This is a genomic window from Frondihabitans cladoniiphilus (assembly GCF_039544345.1).
GTDB lineage: Bacteria > Actinomycetota > Actinomycetes > Actinomycetales > Microbacteriaceae > Frondihabitans > Frondihabitans cladoniiphilus.
Window position 1 is genome coordinate 27,040 of sequence record NZ_BAABLM010000011.1, and the last position, 25,469, is coordinate 52,508.

At 69.9% G+C, this 25,469-nt stretch carries 26 protein-coding genes; 13 read left to right on the forward strand and 13 right to left on the reverse strand.

The window, feature by feature from the left end:
• The first annotated feature begins 86 nt into the window (after nt 1-86).
• Nucleotides 87-1,001: a DUF3105 domain-containing protein gene (locus ABEA39_RS17300; RefSeq protein WP_345377216.1), complete on the forward strand. Its 915-nt coding sequence runs from the start codon at nt 87-89 to the stop codon at nt 999-1,001.
• A gap of 113 nt (nt 1,002-1,114) precedes the next feature.
• Here the strand turns inward: ABEA39_RS17300 and ABEA39_RS17305 are convergent, their stop codons facing one another.
• Complete coding sequence (locus ABEA39_RS17305; RefSeq protein WP_345377217.1) at nt 1,115-1,462, reverse strand: MmcQ/YjbR family DNA-binding protein; 348 nt, start codon at nt 1,460-1,462, stop codon at nt 1,115-1,117.
• A gap of 34 nt (nt 1,463-1,496) precedes the next feature.
• Nucleotides 1,497-2,111, reverse strand: coding sequence for an acetate uptake transporter (locus ABEA39_RS17310; protein WP_345377218.1), 615 nt, complete (start codon nt 2,109-2,111; stop codon nt 1,497-1,499).
• Nucleotides 2,112-2,156: 45 nt separating this feature from the next.
• Between ABEA39_RS17310 and ABEA39_RS17315 the strand changes: the two genes are divergently transcribed.
• The 4 genes from ABEA39_RS17315 (at nt 2,157) to ABEA39_RS17330 (ending at nt 5,523) form a co-directional block, all read left to right on the forward strand.
• Complete coding sequence (locus ABEA39_RS17315; RefSeq protein WP_345377219.1) at nt 2,157-2,522, forward strand: LysR family transcriptional regulator; 366 nt, start codon at nt 2,157-2,159, stop codon at nt 2,520-2,522.
• Between the two features lie 93 nt (nt 2,523-2,615).
• Nucleotides 2,616-3,095: a winged helix-turn-helix transcriptional regulator gene (locus ABEA39_RS17320; RefSeq protein ID WP_345377220.1), complete on the forward strand. Its 480-nt coding sequence runs from the start codon at nt 2,616-2,618 to the stop codon at nt 3,093-3,095.
• Between the two features lie 90 nt (nt 3,096-3,185).
• Nucleotides 3,186-3,902 carry an SDR family oxidoreductase gene (locus ABEA39_RS17325; RefSeq protein WP_345377221.1) on the forward strand — a complete coding sequence of 239 codons (717 nt, stop codon included), beginning with the start codon at nt 3,186-3,188 and terminating at the stop codon, nt 3,900-3,902.
• A gap of 139 nt (nt 3,903-4,041) precedes the next feature.
• Nucleotides 4,042-5,523: a C40 family peptidase gene (locus ABEA39_RS17330; RefSeq protein WP_345377222.1), complete on the forward strand. Its 1,482-nt coding sequence runs from the start codon at nt 4,042-4,044 to the stop codon at nt 5,521-5,523.
• A 501-nt stretch (nt 5,524-6,024) separates the two neighbouring features.
• On the opposite strand, the gene ABEA39_RS17335 is transcribed toward ABEA39_RS17330, so the two are convergent.
• The 3 genes from ABEA39_RS17335 to ABEA39_RS17345 all read right to left on the reverse strand — a co-directional run bounded on the left by ABEA39_RS17335 (nt 6,025) and on the right by ABEA39_RS17345 (nt 9,107).
• Nucleotides 6,025-8,076 (reverse strand): MFS transporter, encoded by a 2,052-nt coding sequence (locus ABEA39_RS17335; protein ID WP_345377223.1) that lies wholly within the window; start codon nt 8,074-8,076, stop codon nt 6,025-6,027.
• A gap of 65 nt (nt 8,077-8,141) precedes the next feature.
• Nucleotides 8,142-8,708, reverse strand: coding sequence for a PadR family transcriptional regulator (locus ABEA39_RS17340; RefSeq protein ID WP_345377224.1), 567 nt, complete (start codon nt 8,706-8,708; stop codon nt 8,142-8,144).
• A 51-nt stretch (nt 8,709-8,759) separates the two neighbouring features.
• Nucleotides 8,760-9,107: an SdpI family protein gene (locus ABEA39_RS17345; RefSeq protein ID WP_345377225.1), complete on the reverse strand. Its 348-nt coding sequence runs from the start codon at nt 9,105-9,107 to the stop codon at nt 8,760-8,762.
• Nucleotides 9,108-9,158: 51 nt separating this feature from the next.
• On the opposite strand from ABEA39_RS17345, the gene ABEA39_RS17350 reads away from it, so the two are divergent.
• A complete protein-coding gene (locus ABEA39_RS17350; protein WP_345377226.1) occupies nt 9,159-10,661 on the forward strand; it encodes a cryptochrome/photolyase family protein in 1,503 nt (500 codons plus the stop codon).
• On the forward strand, nt 10,655-11,428 hold the full coding sequence (locus tag ABEA39_RS17355) for a YqjF family protein (protein WP_345377227.1): 774 nt from the start codon (nt 10,655-10,657) through the stop codon (nt 11,426-11,428). The genes ABEA39_RS17350 and ABEA39_RS17355 overlap by 7 nt, the downstream gene beginning before the upstream one ends.
• 109 nt (nt 11,429-11,537) lie before the next feature.
• Here the strand turns inward: ABEA39_RS17355 and ABEA39_RS17360 are convergent, their stop codons facing one another.
• Complete coding sequence (locus tag ABEA39_RS17360; protein ID WP_345377228.1) at nt 11,538-12,551, reverse strand: glycoside hydrolase family 6 protein; 1,014 nt, start codon at nt 12,549-12,551, stop codon at nt 11,538-11,540.
• A gap of 198 nt (nt 12,552-12,749) precedes the next feature.
• On the opposite strand from ABEA39_RS17360, the gene ABEA39_RS17365 reads away from it, so the two are divergent.
• On the forward strand, nt 12,750-13,652 hold the full coding sequence (locus ABEA39_RS17365) for a 2-deoxy-5-keto-D-gluconate 6-phosphate aldolase domain-containing protein (RefSeq protein WP_345377229.1): 903 nt from the start codon (nt 12,750-12,752) through the stop codon (nt 13,650-13,652).
• 72 nt (nt 13,653-13,724) lie between these two features.
• Here ABEA39_RS17365 and ABEA39_RS17370 read toward each other — a convergent pair whose 3' ends face one another.
• From ABEA39_RS17370 to ABEA39_RS17385, 4 genes are all read right to left on the reverse strand, one after another.
• The gene (locus ABEA39_RS17370) at nt 13,725-14,969 is read right to left on the reverse strand and encodes a mannosyltransferase family protein (RefSeq protein WP_345377230.1); all 1,245 of its coding nucleotides are present in this window, start codon (nt 14,967-14,969) and stop codon (nt 13,725-13,727) included.
• Nucleotides 14,970-15,052: 83 nt separating this feature from the next.
• Nucleotides 15,053-16,084 carry an aldo/keto reductase gene (locus ABEA39_RS17375; RefSeq protein ID WP_345377231.1) on the reverse strand — a complete coding sequence of 344 codons (1,032 nt, stop codon included), beginning with the start codon at nt 16,082-16,084 and terminating at the stop codon, nt 15,053-15,055.
• 10 nt (nt 16,085-16,094) lie between these two features.
• A complete protein-coding gene (locus ABEA39_RS17380) occupies nt 16,095-16,535 on the reverse strand; it encodes a hypothetical protein (RefSeq protein WP_345377232.1) in 441 nt (146 codons plus the stop codon).
• 4 nt (nt 16,536-16,539) lie between these two features.
• Nucleotides 16,540-18,687 carry an alpha-L-rhamnosidase-related protein gene (locus ABEA39_RS17385; protein ID WP_345377233.1) on the reverse strand — a complete coding sequence of 716 codons (2,148 nt, stop codon included), beginning with the start codon at nt 18,685-18,687 and terminating at the stop codon, nt 16,540-16,542.
• A gap of 147 nt (nt 18,688-18,834) precedes the next feature.
• On the opposite strand from ABEA39_RS17385, the gene ABEA39_RS17390 reads away from it, so the two are divergent.
• The gene (locus tag ABEA39_RS17390) at nt 18,835-19,494 is read left to right on the forward strand and encodes a DUF308 domain-containing protein (protein ID WP_345377234.1); all 660 of its coding nucleotides are present in this window, start codon (nt 18,835-18,837) and stop codon (nt 19,492-19,494) included.
• On the forward strand, nt 19,491-19,736 hold the full coding sequence (locus ABEA39_RS17395; RefSeq protein ID WP_345377235.1) for a hypothetical protein: 246 nt from the start codon (nt 19,491-19,493) through the stop codon (nt 19,734-19,736). The genes ABEA39_RS17390 and ABEA39_RS17395 overlap by 4 nt, the downstream gene beginning before the upstream one ends.
• A gap of 77 nt (nt 19,737-19,813) precedes the next feature.
• Here the strand turns inward: ABEA39_RS17395 and purB are convergent, their stop codons facing one another.
• From purB to ABEA39_RS17410, 3 genes are read right to left on the reverse strand one after another with little or no spacing between them, the layout of a single operon-like run.
• Entirely contained in the window at nt 19,814-21,202 is a 1,389-nt protein-coding gene (gene purB, locus ABEA39_RS17400; protein WP_345377236.1) for an adenylosuccinate lyase, read from the reverse strand.
• Nucleotides 21,199-21,735 carry a low molecular weight protein-tyrosine-phosphatase gene (locus ABEA39_RS17405; RefSeq protein ID WP_345377237.1) on the reverse strand — a complete coding sequence of 179 codons (537 nt, stop codon included), beginning with the start codon at nt 21,733-21,735 and terminating at the stop codon, nt 21,199-21,201. The genes purB and ABEA39_RS17405 overlap by 4 nt, the downstream gene beginning before the upstream one ends.
• Before the next feature lie 10 nt (nt 21,736-21,745).
• Nucleotides 21,746-22,165 carry a phage holin family protein gene (locus ABEA39_RS17410; protein WP_345377238.1) on the reverse strand — a complete coding sequence of 140 codons (420 nt, stop codon included), beginning with the start codon at nt 22,163-22,165 and terminating at the stop codon, nt 21,746-21,748.
• A 54-nt stretch (nt 22,166-22,219) separates the two neighbouring features.
• On the opposite strand from ABEA39_RS17410, the gene ABEA39_RS17415 reads away from it, so the two are divergent.
• The 3 genes from ABEA39_RS17415 to ABEA39_RS17425 are packed head-to-tail and all read left to right on the forward strand — an operon-like array spanning nt 22,220 to nt 25,469.
• The gene (locus ABEA39_RS17415) at nt 22,220-23,284 is read left to right on the forward strand and encodes a pyridoxal phosphate-dependent aminotransferase (protein WP_345377239.1); all 1,065 of its coding nucleotides are present in this window, start codon (nt 22,220-22,222) and stop codon (nt 23,282-23,284) included.
• 35 nt (nt 23,285-23,319) lie between these two features.
• A complete protein-coding gene (locus ABEA39_RS17420) occupies nt 23,320-24,450 on the forward strand; it encodes a thiamine pyrophosphate-dependent dehydrogenase E1 component subunit alpha (RefSeq protein WP_425556997.1) in 1,131 nt (376 codons plus the stop codon).
• On the forward strand, nt 24,447-25,469 hold the full coding sequence (locus ABEA39_RS17425; RefSeq protein ID WP_345377240.1) for an alpha-ketoacid dehydrogenase subunit beta: 1,023 nt from the start codon (nt 24,447-24,449) through the stop codon (nt 25,467-25,469). The genes ABEA39_RS17420 and ABEA39_RS17425 overlap by 4 nt, the downstream gene beginning before the upstream one ends.

Below are 25,469 nucleotides of genomic sequence, written 5' to 3' on the forward strand. Positions count from 1 at the left end.
CGTTAGCGGGGAACCGCGGTCGGCGCGGGCTCGCGACGGGACGGGCCGGACACGGGGGTCAGTCAGGTCGACTACCGTCGTCTTCCGTGCCGTCCAACTCGAAGACCCCGCCCGGCGACTCCGGGCCCGCCACTCCCAAGCCCGGCTCGAAGGCCGCGGCGCTGGAGAAGCGCCGGCTGAAGATCGAGGAGTACCGGCGCAAGGAAGAGGCCCAGCAGCGCCGACGCCTGATCACGATCCTGGCCGCCGCGGCTGCCACGGTGATCGTTGCGGTGATCATTGCGCTGAACATCGGCGGCGGGGGGCAGCTCATCAAACACTCCCCGAAGACGACCTCGGCGCAGATCGTCCCGGCGGCGGTCGGGGGCGCGTCGACGACGACGCAGTCCGCGACGACCACGGTTGCCGACACCTCGGGCATCCCCGGGGTCCTGGCCTGGGATACCACGGGCTGGCCCGGCGACGGGGCCGATCACACCGGCGCCCTGCAGCACGATCACGTCGCCGGTCCGGTCGACTACAGCATCCTTCCCCCGGTCGGTGGGCCTCACAATGCGATCTGGATGAACGCGGGCGTCTACACGAAGCCGGTCCCGACCGAGCGTGCCGTGCACAACCTCGAGCACGGAGCCGTCTGGATCACCTACGACCCCGACCTCCCCGCTGCCGACGTGAAGACGTTGACGGCGTTCGTGACCAAGCAGACGATGATCCCCGAGGCCGAGCAGGGCGTCACCGGCCAGGCGAATCGCTACGTCGACCTCACGCCCTGGGCGAAGAACGACCTGCCGACACCGATCGTGATCACCGCCTGGGGCCACCAGCTCCAGGTGACCAGCGCCACCGACCCGCGACTCCAGCAGTTCGTGGACACGTTCCGGCACAGTCAGACGTACACGCCCGAGTACGGCGCGGCGGTCGACGGGGTGCCGGTGCAGACCGGCGGTGTCCCTGCGACCGACGGCAGCGCCAAGGCCAACCCGGCGGGCACCGCCCAATAACACGAGCCGTTCGGCACAGCCCGCCCGGCACAGCCCGCCCGGCACAGGCCGCCCGGCACAGCCCGCCCGGCACAGGCCGACCGGCTCAGGCCGCCCGGCTTAGACCACCCGGCTCAGACCACCGGCCGCTGCGCCCTCAGCAACCCGGCGATCACGAGTCGATAGGACTCGGTGACGATCGCCTCCTCGAGCCCCTCCGGCAGGCTGCCGTCGAGGACGACCGTGATCCAGTGCTTCTTGTTCATGTGGTAGCCGCGGGTGATCGCGTCGTGCTCGCGCACCAGTTCGGTGACGTCGTCGGGATGCGCCTTGAGGGTGATCGCGGCCACCTCGCCGTCGAGCGGGGCGATCGCGAAGACCTTGCCGCGCACTTTGAAGACGGCGGTCTCGAAGCCGAACGGATGGGTCAGCTCGGCCGAGGGCAGATTCGCGCAGAAGTCGAGCGCTTCGTCGGAGTTCACCCGGGCATCCCCCGTCTCGCCAGCCGGAGGCGGGTTACTTGCGGGCCCAGACCGGCAGCACGGATCGCCCCGCGGTCGAGTTGAAGACCACGGCGAACGAGCCGTACCAGGCGATGATGGCGGTCGCGACGCCGAGGTAACCACCGAGGTGGGTCAGCGTCGTCGAGTCGTTCAGGGCGCCGAAGGCGAGGGCGAAGAACGTGAGCGTCAGAGCCACGAACACGGCGAAGATCGAGCCGTTCGTGTTGAACGAGGCGACGCACATGTAGAGGGTGAAGATGCCCCACGCCAGAAGGAAGACGCCGACGCCGTGCGTGCCGATCGCGGCCGGGGGAGTCGCGACCTCGAGGTACCAGAACGACATCCAGAAGGCGCCGAACGAGCAGAAGGCCGTGGCACCGAAGGTGTTCTTGTTCGCGAACTCCCAGATGCCGGCCGCGAACTGGGCGACGCCGCCGTAGAACAGGGCGAGGCCGAGGACGGCACCGGCGCCCGGGATCCAGCCGGCGTTCGCTACGCTCAGCACGAACGTCGTGAGGGCGAAGGCCCCGAGCCCGAGTGCCCCCGGGTCGACTGCGGCCTTCGGCCTGGGCTCCTCCGTGTGGAGGAGCGGCTCTGCGAGGGGTGCGGATTCCGGCGTCGTCGTCATCGCTCCAACTTACTTCGTTTTCGCCTCCACTTTGTCAGGACAAACATGTCGAACGCGTCACTGATCAAGGTCAGCCATCTCCGCCACTTCGTGGTCGCGGCCGACGAGCTGCACTTCCTCCGCGCCGCGCAGAAGCTCGAGATCTCCCGGCAAAAGCTGAACTCGTCGCTGGCGGCCGTCGAGCTCCAGTACGGCAAGGCGCTGTTCGTGACCGACGGCGGCGAGACGCGCCTGACCAAGACCGGAGAGCAGGCGCTGCGGGATGCCCGGGAGGAGCTCGCACAGCCGTCCACACCTCCGCCCGCCCCTCCTCGACCGGCCGGCGGCAAGGCCAAGGCGTCGAAGGGGCAGGGGCGTGCGCCCGTCGTGAAGGGCGAGCCGAAGCCGTTCAAGAAGCGGCAGGGGCGATAGCGGCTGCTCCGTCGAGGGTCGGGTCGGGCATCCCACCTCGCTGTGGCCGGGGATGCTGACTTCGCTTCGACAACGCAGACGTACACTTCGCTCATGCCTGCGTCCGCCGCCCTCCCCGGTCCCGTCGCCCCGTACTGCTCCATCGAGCGGGCCGTGGCGATCGTCGGCGACCGGTGGAGCTTCCTGATCCTCCGCGAGATCCTCCTCTTCGGATCGACGCGGTTCAGCGGGGTCCAGCAGCGCCTCGGCATCGCCACGAACGTGCTGACCGACCGCCTCGAGCGTCTCGTCGAGGGCGGGGTCCTCGAGAAGCAGCCGTATCGCGAGGCCGGATCCCGGTCGCGGTGGAGCTACCACGCGACCCGGGCCGGGCTCGATCTGAAGGTGGTCCTGGCGGCGCTCCAGCAGTGGGGCGACGAGCACGAACCGCGGCGGGACGGCCCGACGGTCGTGAGGCGCAGCCCTGACGGGGGCCCGGTGTCGGTCGGTTTCGTCGACGGGGATGCACGCCCCCTCGCCGTCGACGACGTGCGGTTCGAGCGGACCGCCCAGTACCCCACGCCGATCCGCTAGGCGTCTTCGCAGGGGCGCGGGAATGTTCTCGGCTCGGCTGAGTTGCATAAAACAAGTCAGTAGCCCACACCCTCACGAAAGAAGAAGCTCATGTCGCAGTCACTCGAAGGCGCCGTCGTCCTGGTCACCGGAGCGAACGGAGGCCTCGGGGAGGAGTTCGTCGCCCAGGCCCTCTCCCGCGGGGCTTCCAAGGTCTACGCCACCGCCCGCACGCCCCGCGACTGGGAGGACAGCCGCATCGTCTCCCTCGCCCTCGACGTGACCTCGCCGGAGTCCGTCGCCGCGGCAGCCGCAGCCGCCTCCGACGTGACGGTCGTCGTCAACAACGCCGGCGTCTCCAACCGCGAGGAGAACTCGCTGCTGACCAGCCCCCTCGAGGCGGTTCGCGCTCTCTTCGAGACGAACTTCTTCGGCGCCGTCCAGGTGGTCCGCGCCTTCGCGCCCGTCCTCGGCGCCAACGGCGGCGGCGCCCTGATCGACGTTCACTCGGCTCTGAGCTGGATCGGGATCAGCGGCGTCTACTCGGCGACGAAGGCCGCGTTCTGGTCGGCCACGAACTCGTTCCGTCTCGAGCTCGCACCCCAGGGCACGCAGGTCCTCGGGCTGCACCTCGGCTACACGGCGACTCCGATGACCGAGGGGATCGACGCACCGATGGGCCAGGCGTCCGACGTCGTCCGCGACGCCTATGACGGGCTCGAGCGCGGCGACCACGAGGTGCTGGCCGACCAGACCAGCATCGACGTCAAGGCCGGGCTCTCGGGTCCGATCGAGGCGATGTACCCCGGTCTCCCCGCCCGCGTCTGATGTTTCCGGGCCCTTGGGCTCGAACCTGAACGACGTACCCCGGGTGACGGGAACGGGCATCCCCCGTTCTCGTCACTCCGGTTCGAGTCACCCGGAAGCGCTTGGCCGATCACCCGTCATGCCCTTAGGGTGGAACGCGATGCGCTCGACCGACCCGACTCCCGACTCCTTGGCCCTCCGTTCCGAGACCCCGGTAGACGTCGACTCGACGCGGCTCCGTGGTCGCCGTGCTGCGGTCGCCGGCGAGCGTGACGCCGTTGCTGGCGAGCGTGCTGCCGTCGCTGGTCAGCGTGCCGTCGGCGCTGGTCAGGCCGCATCGGTCGCCGGTGTCGCGTCCGACCGCACCTCGACTCCCGCCGGCCCGGTGCTCGACGCCGCTGTGAGCCCGCGCCGTGCCGCTCGGGCTGCTCGCGAGGCCGCTGCCGCCCGTGAGGCCGCCGTCGCCCCCACCTCGCCCGTGCTGCCCGGTTCGCCGCTCGCGCCCAGTTCGCCCGTCGCTCCGATGTCGCCGCCCGTCGCGGTGTCGCGGCCCGCTGCGGTCGTGACGCCGTCCGTCTCGGCCCCGTCCGTCTCGGAGCCGGCTGCCTCTGCGGCTGCGGCCACCGCGCCTGCTGTGCCTGCTGCCTCTGTGCCTGCTGCCTCTGCGGCTGCTGCCTCTGTGCCTGCTGCTGATGTCCCCGCCGTCGTCGCCGCTCCCGCCATCGACTTCCCTGCCGCTCTGGTCACGGAGAAGTTCGTGGGCAGCCCGTCGTCGTCCGCGTTCGGGCCGTCCGTGGCCGGCCGTCGCCAGACCTTCGTTCCCGCCACCCCCGGAGAGACCCACCGCCTCGCGCACTCCGGCGACGCCGCCGCGGCCCGTCGTCGCGCCCTCGCCTCCACGCGGGCACTCCGCAGCTCGGGTCCCGCCTCGCGCGCGGCCACGTCGGCTCCGCGCCCGGCGCGACTGGGTGCGGTCGTGCGTCGTGTCACCATCGTCACCGTCGTGGCGGGCATCCTCGCGACCTCGGTTCTGCCCGTTCTCGAGCACTCGCAGGGCGCCGCCTACGCTGCCGGCAACACCGGCGCGGAGTTCACGACGACCAGCACGAGCGGTCAGCGGGTGAACGTCTCCTCCGATATCACGAACGCCGAGGCCGGCCGCGACGCGTACGGAGCCACCTCGGTGCTCGACTACGAACAGCAGGTCATCGCCAACCGCAAGGCGCAGGCGAACACGACCTACACCGGTCCGACCGCCGCCGACTACCTGGCCAACCCCCTCTACTCGCACACGCCGCTCGACCGGGCCGCCGTGTTCCAGACGGCGCTGCAGTACCTCGGCACCCCGTACGTGCACGGCGGCGCCGACCCGTCGGCCTTCGACTGCTCGGGCTTCATCATGTTCGTCTACGCCCAGTACGGCATCTCGCTGCCCCACTACGTTCCGTCGCAGGACGCCCTGGGCACGACGATCCCCGAGTCCGAAGCCGTTCCCGGCGACCTGGTCGTGTTCAACACCGACGATCACGACGGCTTCTATGCCGGCAACGGGATGATCATGGACGCCCCCAAGCCCGGCGGCGTGATCACCGTTCGGCCGATCTGGTCGGCTCCGCACCACTTCGTGCGCATCGGTAGCTGACGCTGCGCCTGCGGTTTTCGCGCTGACGCCGCGCCTGCGGGTTCGCGCTGACGCAGCGGAAAGCGCCCCGTTTCACGGAAGTCGCCCTGCCGTGCCGGGGCGACATCCGTGAAACCGGGCGTCTTACGTGAGCGGGGCGTCTTGCGTATGCGGGGGCGGCTCGCAGCCCCGTTTCACGAGGAAATCCTCACGACAACTGAGGACTTCGGTCGCCGAACGGTAGCCATCCGAGGAGATTCCCCGAAGCAGTACGCATTCCCGAGGAACTCCTCCGCCAGGTTCCTCGCAAGCGGCAATCGCCCCCGCGGCGCACGAGCCGCGGCGCACGAGCCCCGGCGCAAGGCATCGGGATTCACGCAAGGCATCGGGTCGCGGCGCGATGCCTCGCGTAAAACGCGATGCCCTGCTGAACGGGGCGTCCGAGACAGCACCTCCCGCACGACGAAGGGGCCGAGCATCCGCCCGGCCCCTCGCCTGTGGTCCTACTGCAACGCGCTGCGCCTAGTCGTGCTGCGGCGCCTGATCGGGCTCCACGTCGGCCGCATGACTGCCATGCGTGGTCGTCGCGGCGTGCGCCCCGTGGGCACTGTGAACCGGGACCGCGGGATGCGCGGGGTCCGCCGCATGCGACCCGTGCCCCGTTGCTCCCGCCGCCGTCGTACTGGCCGCCGCCTGCGCGCTCGAGTCCTCGCCGGCCGCGTGCTGTCCCGCACCCGCGGAACCCGCCCCCACCGGAGCCGGGGCAACACCCGCGTGCTGTCCCGCACCCGCGGAGCCCGCGCCCGCGTGCTGCCCCGCACTCGCCGAGCCCGCACCGACCGGAGCCGAGGCCCCACCATCCGCCGGAGCGCCGACCGCCGCCGGAGCAGCGTGCCCGTCAGCCCCGCCGTTCGTGGCACCCGCACCATCAGCAGCCCCAGCCTGGCCAGCACTACCGCCAGCAGGACTAGCACCGGCACCGGCACCGGCACCAGCAGCACCAGCAGCACCAGCCCCACCACCAGCAGCCCCACCACCCGCAGGCGCTCCGCCACCGAACTGCGCCACGCGCTTCGGCAGCGCGAACACGAGGGCGAACGCGACGACCGCGAAGATCGCACTCACGAGCATGGCGTGCGCCGATGCGTTGGTGAAGCCGGTCGCGACGTTGTCGAGCGCGGCCTTCTTGACCGCGGCGATGGCGGCCGGGGTGTTCGAGGTCGGCGCGGGTGCCTTCGCGATGGTGAGGGTGCCGAACAGGACGCTGCCGATCACGGCGATGCCGACAGCCGAACCGATGCGCTGGATGGCCGCGATGACGGCCGAGCCGGAGCCGGCGTCACGACGGTCGACGGTCGCCACGATGAACTGGGCGTTCGGCGCGATGAACAGGCCGTTGCCGAGGCCGCCGATGAACAGCGGGGCGAGCAGCATCCAGCTCGTGAGCGAGGTCCCGTCGACGTTCGACAGCAGGAGCCAGAGCCAGATCAGTGCGATGGCGACGAGGGCCGTACCGATGATCAGGACGTTCCGGCCGAGGCGCGACGAGAGGCGGTTGCTCTGCGACGAGCCGATGATGCTGCCGACCGCGAAGGGGATCGTGACCGCACCGGAGGCGAGGGCGGAGTGCTGCAGACCGCTCTGCCAGAGCAGCGAGATCGTGAAGAAGATGCTGGTGAAGGCCGCGAAGTAGACCAGGGCGAGGATCACGCCACCGGTGAACGACGGGTGCTTGAACAGCGACGGCGGCACTAGGGCGCTCTTGCCGCGCTTCGTGTACTGGACTTCCCACAGGGCGAACAGCGCCATGACGACGACGCCCGCCGCGATGGTGATGTAGGTCCACAGCGGCCAGCCCTCGTTCTGCCCCTGGATGAGCGGCACGAGGATGGCGACGAGCCCGGCCGAGACCAGCAGCAGGCCGATCCAGTCGAGCCCGGCGGGCGGACGCGGGGCGGACTTGTCGCGCTTCGGCAGGAAGATCGCAGCCAGGATGAGCGCCGCGACGCCGATCGGGAGGTTCACGTAGAAGACGAGGCGCCAGCCGTTCGTGTCGCCGAACGCCTGGATCAGCAGGCCGCCGATGATCGGTCCGAGGGCCGAGGAGACGCCGATGACGGCGCCCATGATGGCGAACGCGCGGCCGCGGGCCTGCGGCGGGAAGAGCAGCTGGATGAAGGCCGTCACCGCGGGCACGTAGATGCCGCCGGCGAGACCCTGGATCACGCGGAAGATGACGAGCTGCTCGTCGCTCTGCGCGATGCCGCAGGCGAAGCTCGAGACCGTGAACAGCGCGATTCCGGTGAAGAACACCCACTTGTGCCCGATCCGGTCGCCGATGCGGCCGGCGGGGATGAGCGTGAGCCCGAAGGCCAGCGCGTAGCCGGAGATGATCCAGGAGAGGGTCGACTCGGATGCGTCCAGCGAGGTCCGGATGGTCGGCAGCGCGACGTTGACGATCGTCGTGTCGAGGAGCGCGATGAACATGCCGATGAGCAGCACGATCAGTGCACGCCAGGCGGTTTTGGGGATAGCGGGTGCGGGTGCCTTGGTGGTGGCGGTCGCGGAGGACATCGTGGTGCCTTTCGTGCCGCAGCCGTGCTGCGGGATCTCGGGTGGAGGGGGAAAGCGAAGGGGGGTCAGGATGCTCGGAGACGGTCGGTCTCGTCGGCCACGATCGCGGGCAGGTCGGCGATGATGCTGTCGAGCCACTCGATCTCGGAGCGGATCCGGTGCTGGCGGTGCGAGAGCACTCGCGACTCGGTGTAGGTCAGGTGGGGACGGGCTGCTTCGAACGACTCGACGCTTTCGTCGAGGAGACCGAGCAGCCTGGCCCGTCTCGTCTGGAGGGTACCCGGTAGCTCGTCCAGGCGTTCGGGGTCGATGCGCGCCAGGGCGAGGTCGAACGGGTCGGGCTTGACGGTGACCTCGACGAGGCCCGCCGTGCGGATCGATGCGAGCTGGACGAGGCCCGCGTCGGTGATGGCGTAGACGTGTCGCTCGGGGAAGTTGCCCTCGCGCTCCGTCCGCACCACCTCGAGCAGCCCGTCGGCCGCCAGACGTTTGATGGCGCCGTAGATGGCGCCGACGGTGATGTCGGTCCAGTTGTGGACGTGCTCCTTCTCGGCGAGAAGGCGCAACTGGTGCCCGTGCATCTCGCCCTCGCGCGCGAACGCGTCGAGGATGAAGAGACGGATGCTGGACATGACGGTCAGCTTGTCACACGGGACTACTCTCGCGCAAGTAGTCGCGCTACATCACTCGTCGAGGGAACGTCGAGCGATGGCCAGCCCGGTCCGCGTCGCCTGCAGCACACCCCACGAGAGCAGGGCGACGAAGAGGATGATCGTCGCGATCAACACCACGACCACGCCCGCGGGATGCACGAGCAGCACGATCCCGCCGACCACCGCGATCACCCCGCCGATAGTGATGGGCAGCAGTGCGGCCTGATGCCCCTTCTCCCAGGCCTCGTCGCTCGACAGCAGGGCGGGGATACGGATGCCGGCGATCGTGTTGCGCTTGAGGATCCCGCTCGTGGCCGCGACGGTCGTCCCGACGACGACGGCGGCGAGGACGAACAGGACGATGGCGACGACGGTCATGCCTCCAGGGTAGGGCGAACAGGACGGGCCGGAGCGCCTACCGTGTCGGGCATGGACTCTGCCGACGCCGACACCCCGCGCATTCGCTGGCTCTTCGCCGGTCAGCTCGGCTCGCTCTTCGACGACGGCGGGCCGATCCTGCTCGTCGAGGCGAAGTCGCTGATCGCCGGGCGACCGATCCACCGGGCCAAGGCGCATCTCCTGCTCAGCGCCATCCGGCACCGGGCGCGCGAGCTGGGCGATCGCGTCGAGTACCTCCGCGTCGACACCTACGACGAAGCGCTCGAGGCGAGAGCGGGGGATGCCCGTTCCCTCGAAGTGATCGACCCCACCTCGTGGGCGGCCCGCCGCTACGTCCGCAGAGTCGGGGCGAGCATCCTGCCCAGCCGAGGTTTTGTCACGACCGAGGACGAGTTCCGGGCCTGGGCCGATGCCAGGAAACCCGGTTCGAGACTGCTGCTCGAGGATTTCTACCGGGCCACTCGCGAACGCACCGGACTCCTGATGGAGGGCGAGCATCCCGCGGGCGGTCACTGGAACTACGACCCCGACAATCGGGCGTCGCCGCCCAAGAACGCCGTGACGCTCGGGCTGCCGGAGCCGTGGTGGCCGACGGAGGACGACATCGACGAGGAGGTCCGGCACGACCTCGACCGCTGGCAGGCCGACGGCAGCGTCACGCTCGTCGGAGGCGACGGCCCCCGCCGGTTCGCGGTCACCGAGGCCGAGGCGAACGCCGCCCTGGACGACTTCGTCGAGTCGCGCCTCGGCGACTTCGGCCCCTTCGAGGACGCCACGCTGACCGGCGACTGGACGATGGCGCACTCGCTGCTGAGCGCGCCGCTCAACCTCGGGCTGCTCGATCCGCGTGTGGTCGTCGAGCGCGTCGCCGCCGAGTACACCTCCGGAGGCGCACCCCTGCCGAGCGTCGAGGGCTTCGTCCGGCAGATCGCCGGCTGGCGCGACTGGGTCTGGCACCTCTATTGGTACCTCGGCGAGGACTACGCGGTGAGTCACAACGCTCTCGCCGCCACGACGCCGCTGCCGCAGGCGTTCTGGGAGCTCGACCCCGCCGCCATCGAGGAGAACTGTCTGCACCACGCGATCGACGGGGTCAGCGAGCACGGCTGGGCCCATCACATCCAGCGGCTGATGGTGCTCGGCAACTGGGCGCTGCAGCGGGGCTACGACCCGAAAGAGCTCAACGACTGGTTCATCGACATGTTCGTCGACGGCACGCCCTGGGTCATGCCGGCCAACGTCGTCGGCATGTCGCAGCACGCCGACGGCGGCATCGTGGCGACGAAGCCGTACGCCTCGGGCGGCGCCTACATCGACCGCATGACGGACTTCTGCCACGGCTGCCGGTTCTCGCCCAAGAAGCGGCTGGGCGAAGACGCCTGCCCGTTCACGGCCGGGTACTGGGCCTTCCTCGACCGCAACGAGGAGCGGCTGTCGCGCAACCACCGCATGGCTCAGCCGCTCGCCGGCCTCCGGGGTCTGTCCGATCGCGAGGCCGTCGTCGCGCAAGAGAAGGAGCGTGCCTCGTGGTGACCGAGCCCGGCCCCCCATCCGACGTGCCCGCGCCGCCCGAGCGCATCCCCTCGCCGACTGCGCCGCCCCTGCCGCACCGCCCGGTCACGTTCCACCGCCAGCGCGACGTCGTGCTGCTGCACTGGCGCGTCGACCCCGCCCTCGTCGCCGATCTCGTACCCGGGGGATGCACGCCCGACCTCCACGACGGATCCGCCTGGGTCGCCCTCACCGGTTACGTCTTCGCCGACAGCACGGTCCCGCCGCTGCCGCCGCTCGGGAGGCTCGGGACGATGACGGAGGTGACCGTCGAGATCCTCACCGTCGACGCCGACGGACGGCAGGGGATCGCCTACCGCTCGATCGACACGCAGCACCTCCCCGCCATCGCCGCGGCACGCCTCGGCATCGGCCTGCCGTACACCTACGCGCGGGCGGGGTCGCGGCGGTACGGGCCGCAGATCGCCCACCGGACGCGGCGACCGGGCGGCGCCGGGGAGGGCGCGGCCGGCGCCTCCGCGCGACTCCGGGTCCGTGCATCCGGCCCCGCCTCGCCCTCGGATCCGCTCGTGGCCTTCCTCACCCGCCGCTGGGGTGTGCACGCGCACCACCTCGGGCGGACGTCGTGGTGGCGGCTCGAGCACGAGCCGTGGGTGCTGGAGCGGGCGGACGTGCTCGAACTCGACGAGACCCTGCTGGCCGCCGCGGGTCTCGGGATGCTCGCCGGCACGCCCCCGGACTCGGTGCTCTGCTCGACCGGGGCCGACGTGCGCTACTCCCGCGGTTGATCCCGCCGCAAATGTCGAGCGAATGGGCCGCACCCGCCCGACAGCCCGCATGGCTGCACGGGCGCGCCGACGATACACTCGCGATTTGCGACAGAGGCCCAGCGAGAGGCTAGCTCTGCACCCGGTTCCGCACGAGATCGCTCGCGTACCGCGGGAACCACTGGCCGGCAGCGGGCCCGCCGTTGCAGGTGCCGTCGCTCGTCCCCGGCGACTTGACCCAGAGGATCGCGTCGAGCTTCGTCGACCCGTCGGTGACGTGGGGATGCTCGCCCAGGCCGGTCCCGTCGGGGTTGCACCAGGTGCCCTTCCAGCCGGTGCCGTTGCGGGAGACGTCGATCACGTAATGGGCGCCTCCGGTCAGGGCCGAGACCTTGCCGGCGTACGCCTCTTCGTCGTCGAGCGGGTAATAGCTCGCGACGTTGGTGAAGAAGCCGCGGGCGTATTCGATGCCGGCCTTCTCGAGGCGGTCGGCCATGACGGTCGGCTGCACCCAGTGCGAGTTGCCGGCGTCGAGATAGACGGGCACCTTGGCCGCCGACAGCTCTTTCACCGCATTGCGGATCAGGGGGATGCGCACCGCGGCCTCGTCGGCGCAGTTGCTGAGCATGGCCAGCGAGTCGGGTTCGAGGATGACGGTCGCCTTGTGACCCTTGAGCGCACCCGTGACGGCCTTGATCCAGCCCGGGTATTTCTCGGCCGTGAAGCCGCCCGCGGAGAAGTCGCCGCAGTCGCGGTTCGGGATGGCGTAGAGAACGAACGTCGGCGTCGTGCCCTGCTTCTTCGCGGCCGCGAGGTTCAGCTCGATCTTTCGGACGACCTGCGTGTCGTCGTACTGGTCGCCGAGCCAGATCGCGACGGGCACCTTGGCGATCTGCTCGGCGACCGACGCATCGGCGCTCTGGCCGCTCGCCGCGAGTCTCGAGGCGGCGAGAGCGGCGATGCTGTCCTTCTGGAGGTAGAGGCCGCCCTGGAAGACGGCGGTGTTCTTCTCGCTGTGGATGGTGGTCACCTTCGGCTGAGGGGCCGCGGCACTGCACGCGGACAGGACGAGGAGGGTCGCGACGGCGGCCGAGGCGAGGGCGAGCCTGCGAAGCCGGGAGGGTCGGTCGCGCGAGTAGGTCATGGGGGCCCCGATCGGAGAGTGGCGGTGACGCATCCACTCCGGTACGTCCGGCAATTCCACCACGGTCGCGGCCGTCGCATCAACGTCTCTCGGGGAAGACGGAGGTCGGTGGAACCCGGCCGACGTCGACACGGCGCGGCGACCGGGTCACGTCCCCCGGCTCCACGCAGTCGAAGCCGTCGCGAGTATGACGGAGGAATGACTGCGAACACTCTCCTCATCCTCGCCTCCGACCACCGCGACTCCCTCGAGACCGATCTCTACGAGCTGACGGCTTCGCCCACTCCGGCCGAGGCGGCGCGCATCAGCCAGGACAAGCTGACGGTGTACCAGGGTCTGGTCGACGTGGCGGCGGAGCTCCCCGACGGAGTGCAGGCGGGCATCCTCGTCGACGAGCAGTACGGGGCGGCCGTCGCCGAGCTCGCCGCGCGGAGCGACGGGCTGATCAACCTGTCGATGCCCCTCGAGGCTTCCGGCAAGGACTGGTTCGAGTTTGCCTACCCCGACTGGCAGACGCACGGCCTGTTCTTCGAGAACGACCACGCCAAGGTGCTGATCCGCGACAACCCCGAGTTCGACGACGCCGACCGCTCGAAGCAGGCCGAGAAGATGGCCGAGCTGTCGACCTGGTGCCGCGAGAACCACCGCCCGCTCATCATCGAGCTGCTCGTGCCGGCCACCGACGCCGACCTGGCCCAGGTCGACGGCGACAAGCACCGCTACGACGACGAGATGCGTCCGGAGCTGACGCTCCGTGCGATCGAGTACCTGCAGGACCACGGCGCCGACCCGGCCATCTGGAAGGTCGAGGGCATGGACTCGGAGAAGGACGCCCAGGCCGTCGCCGACCTCGCCGTCCGCGACGGGCGCGAGGCCAAGTGCATCGTGCTCGGCCGCCACTCCTCGAAGGAGGACCTCGACAAGTGGCTCGACGCCGCGGCCCCGATCGACGACTTCGTCGGGTTCGCCATCGGGCGCAGCATCTGGTGGGACGCGCTCGTCGACCTCCGTGCCGAGAAGATCGACCGGGCCGAGGCGCAGCGCCGCATCGGTGCCGAGTACCTCGACTACGCCAAGCGCTTCCTCGCCGCTCGCTCGTAGGCCGAGAGGCGGCGTCGCGGCCGATTCACTCGCACTTCGCGACCGGAACGCGGGATGCCCGTCCCGCGCCGATCACGGGGGCCCGACGAGCCACATCGTCACGGCGACGGCCACCTGGATGGCCATGCTCGAGACCAGGGCGAGGCGCCTCAGGTGCTTGTGGTGCGTGATGCTGTCGACGGCCACGAGCGGCGCCAGCGGCATGATCAGCCGCGGCAGGCTCTGCTGCGGCAGGAACACCGCGAACAGGTACAGCGCGTAGGCGGTGAGGAAGGCGCGGATCTCGAAGCCCAGCCGCTTGAGCGACGGTTTGCGCATCCCCCAGATCCACAGCGCCGGGATCGCGAGGACCACGATGATCCCCGGCAGGCCGAGGTACTTCACTCCGAACAGGAACCACGGGCTCAGCGGCACGAACGACGACACGTGGCCGATGTACGCGGTCCACCACGACATCTCGGTCTTCAGGTACGCACCCGAGTCGCCGGTGACCCCCGCCGCGACGAGCGGCCAGGCGAGCCCTGCCGCGGCGATGGCGAGCCCCGAGACGACGGCCGCGATGCGCTCCTTGCGGGGGAAGTCGTCGTGCGTGCGCAGTCTCTGGATCACGACGATCAGCAGGGCCAGCGCCAGGGCCAGGGCCCCGGGCCGGGTGAACGAGGCGACGACCCCGACCCAGCCGAGCAGCACGTACCGCTTGGTCATCAGGGCCCAGACACCCGTGAACATCAGGAAGAAGAACAGGCTCTCGGCGTAGCCGACCTCCAGCACGAAGGCCAGGGCTCCGAAGCAGAAGAAGACGGTGCCCCACAGAGCGCTCAGCTCGTCGACGCGCAGCCGCAGGAACTTGTGGAGCATCACCGCGGCCAGGGCGCCGAAGATCGTGGCGACGCCGGCTGCGATGGCGCCGGTGTCCCAGCCGGTGATCTCGGCGAGGATGCGGTTGATCCACGGATAGACCGGCAGGAACGCCCAGGCGTTCGAGACGACCGTTCCCGAGCCGTCCACCGGCAGCACGTGCGGGTAGCCGTGTTCGGCGATGCTGGTGTAGAACCGGCCGTCCCACACGTTCAGGAAGCCGAAGAAGCCCTTGGTGTCACCGCCGTCGACGTACTTGTCGGCGTACTGGCCCGGGTGCGTCGCGGCGACCCGGTAGAGGACGAAGAGCAGCACGGTCGAGAACACCCGCGAGAGGCCGTAGATGACCAGGACGGCGCCCCAGGAGGGCAGACGACTGGCCGCCGAGAGGAGACGGGACGGCGAACGTGCGGGTTCGACGAACGCGACTCGGGCGATCGCGGGGTCTCTGTCCAGCACGAAGCATTGTATTCATGCCGACCTGCGTGTTGGCATCCCCCATCGGGATGGTCCCGTCGCCACCGCCCGCCCTCGACCTTGCGCTACCGCCCGCCCTCGACCTTGCGGTGCCGCTGCTGCACCCCGGCGCGCCCGTACGGGTACTCGTCGACCTGCGGGGCGCTGGCGTCCGACAGGCGCTGCACGTCGGCCTCGCCGAGGTCGACGGAGGAGGCCCCCAGATTGTCGACGAGCTGGTCGACGGTGCGGGCGCCGAGGATCACGCTGGTCACCGCGGGCTGGGCCAGCAACCAGGCGATCGCGACCTGCGAGGCCGTCGCGTCGTGATCGCGGGCGGCGGCCTGCACGGCGTCGAGGATTGTCCAGGTGCGCTCGTCGCGGTTGCGCGCCTCCCACGCCTCCATGCCCCGGGTCGGGTTCTCGCCGAGTCGCGAGGCACCGGTGGGAGCCTCGTCCCGCTTGTACTTGCCGGTGAGCCAGCCGCCGCCGAGGGGCGACCAGGGCAGCAGGCCGATCGAGGCGTCGAGGGCGGCCGGCACGATCTCGTGCTCGATGTCGCGCACGAGCAGGCTGTACTGCGGCTGCAGCGTGACCGGCGGCGCCAGGTGCAGGGCGTTCGCCCGGTGCACCGCTTTGGTCAGCTGCCAGCCCAGGTAGTTGGAGAAGCCGTAGTAGCCGATCTTGCCGGCCGTCACCGCGTCGTCGAGGAACCGGAGGGTCTCGTCGAGAGGGGTCAGGGCATCCCACGCGTGCATTTGATAGAGGTCGACGTGGTCGACGCCGAGCCGCGTCAGCGAGGCGTCGAGGGCGGCCGCGAGGTGGCGGCGCGAGAGCCCCAGGTCGTTCGGCCCCTCGCCCATCGGGAACCGGCCCTTCGTGGCGAGCACGACCTGACCCCGTTCGGTGGGATGCTCGGCCAGCCATCGACCGATGATGCTCTCCGACGTGCCCGCCGAGTACACGTCCGCCGTGTCGACGAAGGTGCCGCCGTGCTCGAAGAACGTGTCGAGGATGCGGTGTGAGGTGGCTTCGTCGGCTTCGGCGCCGAAGGTCATGGTGCCGAGTGTCAGCTCCGACACGATCGTTCCCGAATTGCCCAGTTTTCTGTAGTCCATGGGGTCGACGCTAGACCCGGGGGCCGGCCTCCGGGTCCGACGGGTTCGCCGCCGGCCGATCCCGCCTGCGCCGGAACAGCCGCCCGAGCCGCCCGCGCGTGTTCCGGGTGAGCTCGTCTGTGAAGTTGTTCGAGAGCGTGAACGTGAGCGAGCCCACGTACGGCGACCCCGCGAGATCCGGAAGCACGTCGTCGACGTAGGCCTTCCGTGCCTCCTGCGTCGAGGCGAAGGTCAGTCCGAGCCGGGCCGCGGCCTGGCCGAGAAGGGCGAGGGCCGTGGGATCCGAGACGGTGGCGTCGGTCGCGAGGCGCACGATCTCGGGTTGGGTCACCCCCGCAGCCGCCCATCCCTCGGCGCGATCGACGAGACCCCCCGCCGGCAGCAGCCCGAGGATCCGGGCCGCCTCGGCCGCTCGGATCTCGCGGAGGGCCGCGACGACGGGTTCGTCCATGCGGTCAGCCTGCCACGGTGACCGTGTGGGAGCCGGCCGCGATCGAGGGGATCGAGACCCGATCGCCCGACCGCGAAGCGTTGTGGGAGACGCCCTTCGACCCGTCGTAGACCGTGAGGCCGTCGAGGGTGACGACTGGATGGGCGCCCGAGACGGGGATCGAGACGACTCCGGTCGTACCCTGCGGCGAGGTGACCGAGAGCGAGAACCCTCCGCCCGAGTTCGCCCGCTTCCAGGTCAGGGCCAGGTCGCCGTGCGGCGTCGGCAGGGTGCCTCGGGCCCAGCTCACGCTGCCGGGGTGGGGAGCGATGGTCCAGGTGGAGAAGCCGACCCCGGTCGGAGCGGCTCCGAGGAGGTCGTTGGTCAGAGCGGGCAGGACTCCCGTCGACCACCCGTGCGCCATCGACGTGTAGCCCTTCTCGTACGGCACGCCCCCGTCGCCGACGCCCTCCCAGAACGTCGTGCCCGGGTCCGACGCCAGCATGGAGCCGTAGAGCCGTTTGATCTCGTCGATGGCGGAGTCGGCGTGGCCGGTCAGGAAGCGCGCCTCGATCTCCGGGTAGGAGGTGAACGCGTAAACCCGCTTCGTCCCGTCGGAGACGGTCGAGTCGTCGTCGTAGAAGGCGTTCCCCCAGGGGTTGGCGGTCGTCGCGGACAGATGGGCCAGCGACGAGGATGCGCGTGCCTCGCTCGCCACGCCCGCGACGATCGCCGTTCCGATGCCGTCCTGGGCGTGGGCCGTGCCGGTGGCCGAGTCGAGGTAGGCCCCGGCTCCGGCATCCCAGAGATGGACGTTGATCGCCTTCCTCACAGCTTCGGCGCGTTCCGACCAGGCCGCGGACTCAGTGGGATGGCCGAGCGCCGTAGCGGTCCGGGAGGCGTCGTGGAGGGCCTCGACGTAGAGGGCGTTGTAATAGGTCACTTCGCCGGTCCGGGAGACGAAGGCGTAGTCGCCGTAGGTCGACGTGCCGTTCATGCCGCGCGAGAGCAGGCCGTTGGCGTCGGTCACGGACGGGTACCAGTCGTCCAGGACCCTGGTCAGGGCTCCCCAGTACTTCCGTGCGTAGGCGACGTCGCCGGTGTAGGCCTCGTAGTCCCAACTCGAGGTGACCCAGTACATCGGGTAATCGAAGAGCGGCAGGCCGTAGCCGAGGATCGATGCGGGTGGGATGTAACCGTCGGCGCGCTGATGGTCGGCGACATCGGCGAGGACGTTCTCCGCCGCCTCCCCGACGTCGTGCGTGAGGTAGTCGGTCCGGCCGGAGACGGAGATGTCGCCGACGTACGGGTCTCGGTCCCGCTTCGCACCGTCGGTGAGGACCAGTTTCCCCTCCAGCCCGGGGGTGGCCGCGCCACGTGGATCGGTGTCCGTCGCGTGGAAAGTGTCCGTGATGAGCTCGTTCGTGTAAGACGCGTCGTACCAGTACGCGTTGAGCTGGGCGTCGGACGACTCGAACGATCCCTTGTAGCTCGCCGGCGTGCCGAGGTACGGGGTGAAGTCGAGGGCGACGGAGGTGATGCTGATCGAGCCGCTCGCCCGGGTCAACGGCGCGTCGCTCGCAAGGGCGTCGAGGCCGATCCGGAGGTAGCGGAACGCGTGGAGGCCGCTCGCGCAGACCTTGCCGGCCGAAGCGCAGCCGTCCGCGTCCTTCCACGTCGACGCACCGGAGGGCACGGCGATCTGATCGGTGCCGGGATCGACCGCCTCTCCGGTGGCCTTCCGTGAGAAGTCGGATCCGTCGGTGAGGTACTCCTTGGTCTCCGAAAACGCCAGACGGAGCCCCGGGCGATCGGAGGATGCTCCCGCGAACGTGATTTCGGGGTAGCCGCTGACGACCTTCCCGAAGTCGAGCGTCACGGTCGGGACCGCTGCGTTCGGAGCGCGGGTCAGAACCGTCGTGCCTCCGTCGACGAGGGCCTGCGCATCCGTGACCCCGCTTGTCGAGGTGAGGACCGCCGCCGGAATCACGTGGCGCGAGGTGGGTGCGACGACGTCCTTCCGCCACCCGGCCGACGCGCCCATCGTATCTACGGGCGCGGTCGCCGTCGGGTGAGGGGTGCTGGCGACGCCGACCACGACGCCGGCTGCCAGAAGGAGGGCTGCGCCTGCGGCGATGGTGATGATGAGGCGGCGACGTCGAGGGGTGCTCACGATCGCCAATTATCCGGGACATCGCGAACTCCCCGTGACGCGGGGACGCGCGACGTGGTCCGTCCGCGGCTCGAAAGGCAGCGGCGGAGGCACGGCCGGCGGAGAGGTAAACTCGATCGTCCCCCCGATCCTCCCGGAAGAAGTACTGTGACGGCCCTCCAGCTCGACGCGGCGTCCGACGCGCGCTACTGGCCGGTCCCTCTCCTCCGGGCGGTGCCCCTGCTGGTTCTCGGCATGGTCATCACGTTCGTCAACAACCACTCGACGGACATCGGGCTGCTCACCTTCGGGCTCACGACGGCCGTCGCCGGCATGGTGCTGATGTACGGCTCGCGTCGGTGGCTCGACGACTCCGGCAGCCGCACCCTCGCGATGGTGCAGGGGGCGTTCGGCTTCGTCATGGGCGTCGTGGCCATCCTCTTCCGCGGTGGCGGGGTCCCGACCCTGGTCGCCGTCGTCACCTTCTGGGCGCTCGTCAGCGGCGTCCTCGAACTCGTCTCCGGGCTGCGACGCCGTCGTCGCAGCGCTCTGGGCCGCGACTGGATGATCGTCGGAGCGATCACCCTGATCCTCGCGATCGCCTATCTGGTCGTCCCCGCCGACTACTCGAAAGAGCTGGGCGGCATCGAGAAGATCCACGGCACACTGACGTCGTCGACGATCCTCGTGGGCCTCGTCGGGGCCTACGGCGCCCTCGTCGGGGTGTTCCTCGTGATCCAGGGGCTCTCCCTGAGATGGCAGGGCACGGATGCGTCCGTGGCCGAAGCGACGACAGACCCGACGATCGACGGAGCACACCGACCATGACCGAACCCACCCGCCGCGAACGGATCCGCCCCGCGGAGCTCCTCGGTATCGCCGGCGTCTTCGCCGTGTTCACCGGGGTCATCGTGCTGCTGTCGACCCGCGAGCCGAAGCTGTCGCTGATCTTCCTGCTGATCGCGTTCATCGTCGCGGCCGTCATCCTCGCCATGCTCACGTTGGCGGCGAAGCCGAACGACGTCGAGCAGCACGAGATCGACGAAGAGGACCGACCCCGGGGTCACTGACCCTCGCGTCGGCCCGGCCGACCGCGCCTGGCCGTCCCGGCCGACCGCGCCTGGCCGGCCGTGCCTGCCGGCTCTCGCTACAGGTACGTGACCAGGTCGGCGGCCAGGCCCGTGTACGTGGCCGGCGTCAGCTCGACCAGACGGGCCTTCGCCTCGGCTCCGATGTCGAGCCCCTCGACGAACGCCACCAGCTCGGCCTGCCCGACCTTGTGGCCGCGCGTCAGCTCTTTGAGGAGCGCATAGGGGTCGCTGATCGACGAACGCCCGGCGGTGATCTCGGCGCGGATGACCGTCTGGATCGCCTCGCCGAGCACCTCCCAGTTGTGGTCGAGGTCGTCGAGCATGGCAGCGGTGTTCACCGAGATCTCGCCGAGGCCGCGCGTGATGTTGTCGAGCGCCAGGAGCGAGTGACCGAACGCGACGCCGATGTTGCGCTGCGCCGACGAGTCGGTGAGGTCGCGCTGCATCCGGCTCGTGACCAGGGTCTCGGCCAGCGACGACAGCAGGGCCGACGAGATCTCGAGGTTGGCCTCGGCGTTCTCGAAGCGGATGGGGTTGATCTTGTGCGGCATTGTCGACGAGCCGGTCGCCCCTGCCTGCGGGATCTGCGTGATGTAGCCCATCGAGATGTAGGTCCAGATGTCGGTGGCGACGTTGTGCAGGATGCGGTTGGCGTGGGCGACGCGCGAGTAGAGCTCGGCCTGCCAGTCGTGCGACTCGATCTGCGTCGTCAGAGGGTTCCACTCGAGTCCGAGGCCCTCGACGAACGAGCGGGAGACGGTCGGCCAGTCGATGTCGGCCGACGCGACGACGTGGGCCGAGAAGGTGCCTGTCGCACCGGAGAACTTGCCGAGGTACTCGGTGCCGACGATCTGCGAGCGGACCCGCTTCAGGCGGTAGGCGTAGACCGCGAACTCCTTGCCGACGGTGGTCGGGGTGGCGGGCTGGCCGTGCGTGTGGGAGAGCATCGGCGCATCCGCGTACTCGTCCGCCAGCTTCTCGAACAGGGCGACGACGCCGTCGAAGCGGGGCAGCCAGACGTTCTCGACGGCGGCCTTGACGGTCAGGGCGTAGGAGAGGTTGTTGATGTCCTCCGAGGTGCACGCGAAGTGGGTCAGCTCGGCGATGGCCCCGAGACCGAGCTGCTCGAGACGGGCCCGGACGTAGTACTCCACGGCCTTGACGTCGTGGCGGGTGGTGGCCTCGAGGGCGCCCAACTCGTCGATGTCGGCCTGCCCGAACGAGGTCACGACCCCGCGGAGGGAGGCCTTCTGCTCGTCGGTGAGCGGCTCGGATCCCGCGAACGACCGGTCGGTCTGGTCGATCAGCCACTCGATCTCGACGTGCACCCGGGCCCGGTTGAGGCCGGCCTCGCTGAGGTGGTCGCCGAGGTCGGCCACGGCCGGTCGGTACCGCCCGTCGAGCGGGCTGAGGGGCTGGACCGGGAGGGACGAGGCGGGGCTCATGAGGAGGTTCCTTGACGTAGGGCGGGCTCGATCTGGCGGAAGAGCGCCGTGGAGGCGTGTTCGACCATGTCCAGGACACTTTCGAACAGGGCGGCGTCCGAGTAGTAGGGATCGGGGACGTCCGTTCCGGTGCCGCGGCGGCCGGCGTCGTGGTCGAAGCTCAGCAGCAGCTGGACCTTCGAGCGGTCGGACTCGGTCGGCGCGGCAGCCGTGAGGATGCGTTCCTGCCCGCGGTCGAAGACCACCACGAGGTCGTGCCGGTCGAAGTCCGCGGCCTCGAACTGCCTCGCTCGGTGCCGGGATCCATCGTAGCCGCGCCGTGCCAGCGCCTCGATCGTGCGGGAGTCGGCGTGCTCGCCCACGTGCCAGTCGCCTGTGCCGGCGCTCGACACGACGACCCGGTCGCCGTAGCCGGCCTTCGTCACGAGGGCGCGGAACACGACTTCGGCCATCGGCGACCGGCAGATGTTGCCGGTGCAGACGAAGACGATGCGGAACAGCGCGGGCGGCTCGGCGTCGGGGGCGAGGTTCATCGAGGGCCTCTCAGGCGCGCCGGGTGACCGAGCCGAACAGCGGCCGGAGCACGAGTCCGATCAACCAGGCCAGGATCGCGAGGACCAGGGCGCCGAGGATGCCCGATCCGAAGCTCGCGACGTGGAGACCGAAGCCGATCGCCTCCGAGATCCACGACACGACCAGCAACAGCAGCCCGTTGATGACGAGCGAGATCAGCCCGAGCGTCAGGATGTAGAGCGGGAAGGCGACGATCTTGACGACCGTGCCGATGATGCCGTTCACGAGACCGAAGACGAACGCGACGATGAGATAGGTGAGCACGGTGCGGATCGTGTTCGACGTGTCGCCGCCTCCGCCCGCGAACGGTTCGACCGTGACGCCTGAGACGATGAACGTGGTGAACCACAGGGCGACGGCGTTGATGACCAGCCGGACGAGGAATCGCATGCGGACAACTATGCCGACCCGGGGCGGCATCCCGGTAGCCCGTAGGCTTGCTCCGTGACCACGCCCGTTCGCCTCCGTCCCGAGATCGCCGCGCTCCCGCCCTACCGCCAGGGCCGTCAGGCGGCGGACGACGCCTTCAAGCTGTCCTCGAACGAGAACCCGTTCGAGCCGCTGCCCTCGGTGCTCGCGGTGCTCCACGACTCCCTCCACGTCAACCGCTACCCCGACAGTGCCGCCGTGCCGCTCCGCGAGGCCCTCGCCCAGCGCTTCGGTACCGGTGTCGACGAGATCCACGTCGGGGCCGGGTCGCTGTCGATCCTGTCCCAGCTCCTCCACGCCGTGGCGCAGAAGGGCGACGAGGTCCTCTACGCCTGGCGTTCCTTCGAGGCGTACCCGGGCCTCGTCACCGTGACCGGCGCCACGAGCGTCCAGGTCCCCAACCGCCCCGACGGCGGTCACGACCTCGAGGCGATGGCCGCGGCGATCACCGACCGCACCCGGGCGATCATCGTCTGCACGCCCAACAACCCCACCGGCGAGATCGTCACCACCCGCGAGTTCGAGACGTTCATGGCGAAGGTCCCCGACGACGTCCTGGTGATCCTCGACGAGGCCTACGTCGAGTTCGTCACCGACCCCGACGCGGTCGACGGCGAGTCCCTGACCGAGCGTCACCCGAACCTCGTCGTCCTGCGCACCTTCTCCAAGGCCTACGGCCTCGCCGGCCTGCGCATCGGTTACGCGATCGGGCCGGCCTACCTGCTCGACGCGGCACGCTCGACGGCTCTCGCGCTGTCCGTGACCGAGACGGGCCAGCAGGCGGCCCTGGCATCCCTCGCCCATCACGACGAACTGCTCGAACGGGTCGCCGTGCTCGTCGAGCGACGCGATCAGGTGCGGGATGCCCTGGTCGCCCAGGGCTGGGACCTCCCGAGGGCGCAGGGCAACTTCGTCTGGCTCCCGACCGGCGAGCACACGGCGCACGCCGCCGAGGTCTTCTCGGCGCACGGGATCGTGGTCCGGGCGTTCGCTCCCGAGGGCGTCCGCATCAGCATCGGCGAGGCCGAGTCTGTCGAGAAACTCCTAGCTGCCGCCCAGCAGGTTGTCCGTCCCCACTAAGACCGAGGATGCAGCCGCCGGATAGGCTCGACGGCATGTCTTCGAGCGCAATGGGGCCAGCAGAGCTGCCCGTGCAACTCCTCGACGCCTCGGGCGTCCTCCAGGAGAACGACCGCACGGCGGAGTTCCTTCCGGTGATCGCCGCACTCGACGACGAGACCCTCCGCCGGTTCCACCGCGACATGGTCCTGACCCGCCGCTTCGACGACGAGGCCGGCAACCTGCAGCGACAGGGGCAGCTTGCCCTCTGGGTGCCGAGCCACGGGCAGGAGGCCGCCCAGGTCGGATCCGCCCACGCGACGCGCCCTCAAGACCACCTGTTCCCGTCCTATCGCGAGCACGCCGTCGGCATGGTCCGCGGCATCGACCCCGTCGACGTCGTGCGCCTCCTCCGCGGGGTGACGCACGGTGGCTGGGTCCCCGAAGAGCGCGGCAACTTCCACCTCTACACGCTGGTCATCGGCTCGCAGACCCTCCACGCCACGGGCTACGCCCTCGGTATCACCCTCGACGGCGAGTACGCGACGGGCGATCCCGAGTGCGACCAGGCCGTCATCACCTACTTCGGCGACGGCGCGACGAGCCAGGGCGATGTCTCCGAGGCGCTCGTCTTCGCGGCCAGCTTCCAGACCCCCCAGGTCTTCTTTCTCCAGAACAACCAGTGGGCCATCTCGGTGCCGGTCGCCACGCAGTCGCGCACGCCGCTCTACCTGCGCGGCGAGGGGTTCGGCATCCCGTCGACACAGATCGACGGCAACGACGTGTTGGCGAGCTACGCCGTCACCCTCCGCGACCTCGACGCCGCCCGTGCCGGCGCGGGGCCCCGCTTCATCGAGGCGATGACCTACCGCATCGGCGCCCACACCACGTCCGACGATCCCACCAAATACCGCACCGACGCCGAGACGGAGTCGTGGATCGCCCGCGATCCGATCACCCGCTTCGAGGCCTGGCTCCGGAGTCGGGGCGAGGGCGACGCCTTCTTCGCCGACGTCGAGGCCGAGGCCTGCGACCTGGCCGAGGACGTCCGCAAGCGGACTCTCGCCCTCGAGATCCCCGACACCGACCTGATCTTCGACCACGTCTACTCCGAGCCCCACCCGCGTATCGACGAGCAGAAGGAGTGGCTCGCCAACTACGAGTCGTCCTTCGGAGGCAGCGAATGACCGACACGATCGCGACCTCGACGGCTCGCGCGACGCCGACCGGCGTCGAGACGATGCCCCTCGGCCGCGCCATCAACGCGGGCCTCCGACGGGCCATGCAGGAGAATCCCCGCGTCCTCCTCCTCGGCGAGGACATCGGCACGCTGGGCGGTGTCTTCCGGGTGACGGAGGGGCTGCAGACGGAGTTCGGGTCGAAGCGCGTCATCGACACCCCGCTCGCCGAGTCGGGCATCGTCGGTTCGGCGATCGGTCTCGCGATGCGCGGCTTCCGTCCGGTGTGCGAGATCCAGTTCGACGGCTTCATCTTCCCCGGCTTCGACCAGATCACGTCGCAGCTCGCCAAGCTCACGAACCGCCACGAGGGTTCGCTGCGGATGCCCGTGGTGATCCGGGTTCCCTACGGCGGTCACATCGGAGCGGTGGAGCACCACCAGGAGAGCCCCGAGGCCTACTTCGCGCACACGGCCGGCCTGCGGTCGGTTAGCCCGTCGACCCCGCACGACGCCTACTGGATGATCCAGGAGGCCATCCGCTCCGACGATCCCGTCATGTTCTTCGAGCCGAAGAGCCGCTACTGGCCGAAGGGGCCGGTCGACTTCGACGAGCCGGGCGTCCCGCTGCACGCCAGCCGGGTCGTGCGGCAGGGCACCGAAGTGACCGTCGTCGGCCATGGCGCGATGGTGAGCGTGCTCCTGCAGGCCGCCGAGGTCGCCGCCGAGGAGGGCATCAGCATCGAGGTCATCGATCTCCGCTCGATCTCCCCGATCGACTACGGTCCGATCCTCGCGTCCGTCCGCAAGACGGGTCGACTCGTCGTGGCCCAGGAGGCGCCAGGAAGCACGAGCGTCGGGTCCGAGATCGCGGCCACGGTCGCCGAGAAGGCGTTCTACTCGCTCGAGGCTCCGGTGCTCCGGGTCAGCGGCTTCGACACCCCGTTCCCCCCGGCGAAACTGGAAGCCGACTACCTGCCCGACGCCGACCGGGTGCTCGAGGCCGTCGACCGCGCCCTCGCCTACTAG

What these genes read in the sequence shown, in the direction of transcription:
- ABEA39_RS17310 (WP_345377218.1), bottom strand. Translation starts at nt 2,111, where the DNA reads ATGACGACGACGCCGGAATCCGCACCCCTCGCAGAGCCGCTCCTCCAC.
- ABEA39_RS17315 (WP_345377219.1), top strand. Translation starts at nt 2,157, where the DNA reads ATGTCGAACGCGTCACTGATCAAGGTCAGCCATCTCCGCCACTTCGTG.
- ABEA39_RS17320 (WP_345377220.1), top strand. Translation starts at nt 2,616, where the DNA reads ATGCCTGCGTCCGCCGCCCTCCCCGGTCCCGTCGCCCCGTACTGCTCC.
- ABEA39_RS17325 (WP_345377221.1), top strand. Translation starts at nt 3,186, where the DNA reads ATGTCGCAGTCACTCGAAGGCGCCGTCGTCCTGGTCACCGGAGCGAAC.
- ABEA39_RS17330 (WP_345377222.1), top strand. Translation starts at nt 4,042, where the DNA reads ATGCGCTCGACCGACCCGACTCCCGACTCCTTGGCCCTCCGTTCCGAG.
- ABEA39_RS17335 (WP_345377223.1), bottom strand. Translation starts at nt 8,076, where the DNA reads ATGTCCTCCGCGACCGCCACCACCAAGGCACCCGCACCCGCTATCCCC.
- ABEA39_RS17340 (WP_345377224.1), bottom strand. Translation starts at nt 8,708, where the DNA reads ATGTCCAGCATCCGTCTCTTCATCCTCGACGCGTTCGCGCGCGAGGGC.
- ABEA39_RS17345 (WP_345377225.1), bottom strand. Translation starts at nt 9,107, where the DNA reads ATGACCGTCGTCGCCATCGTCCTGTTCGTCCTCGCCGCCGTCGTCGTC.
- ABEA39_RS17350 (WP_345377226.1), top strand. Translation starts at nt 9,159, where the DNA reads ATGGACTCTGCCGACGCCGACACCCCGCGCATTCGCTGGCTCTTCGCC.
- ABEA39_RS17360 (WP_345377228.1), bottom strand. Translation starts at nt 12,551, where the DNA reads ATGACCTACTCGCGCGACCGACCCTCCCGGCTTCGCAGGCTCGCCCTC.
- ABEA39_RS17365 (WP_345377229.1), top strand. Translation starts at nt 12,750, where the DNA reads ATGACTGCGAACACTCTCCTCATCCTCGCCTCCGACCACCGCGACTCC.
- ABEA39_RS17375 (WP_345377231.1), bottom strand. Translation starts at nt 16,084, where the DNA reads ATGGACTACAGAAAACTGGGCAATTCGGGAACGATCGTGTCGGAGCTG.
- ABEA39_RS17380 (WP_345377232.1), bottom strand. Translation starts at nt 16,535, where the DNA reads ATGGACGAACCCGTCGTCGCGGCCCTCCGCGAGATCCGAGCGGCCGAG.
- ABEA39_RS17395 (WP_345377235.1), top strand. Translation starts at nt 19,491, where the DNA reads ATGACCGAACCCACCCGCCGCGAACGGATCCGCCCCGCGGAGCTCCTC.
- purB (WP_345377236.1), bottom strand. Translation starts at nt 21,202, where the DNA reads ATGAGCCCCGCCTCGTCCCTCCCGGTCCAGCCCCTCAGCCCGCTCGAC.
- ABEA39_RS17405 (WP_345377237.1), bottom strand. Translation starts at nt 21,735, where the DNA reads ATGAACCTCGCCCCCGACGCCGAGCCGCCCGCGCTGTTCCGCATCGTC.
- ABEA39_RS17410 (WP_345377238.1), bottom strand. Translation starts at nt 22,165, where the DNA reads ATGCGATTCCTCGTCCGGCTGGTCATCAACGCCGTCGCCCTGTGGTTC.
- ABEA39_RS17420 (WP_425556997.1), top strand. Translation starts at nt 23,320, where the DNA reads ATGTCTTCGAGCGCAATGGGGCCAGCAGAGCTGCCCGTGCAACTCCTC.
- ABEA39_RS17425 (WP_345377240.1), top strand. Translation starts at nt 24,447, where the DNA reads ATGACCGACACGATCGCGACCTCGACGGCTCGCGCGACGCCGACCGGC.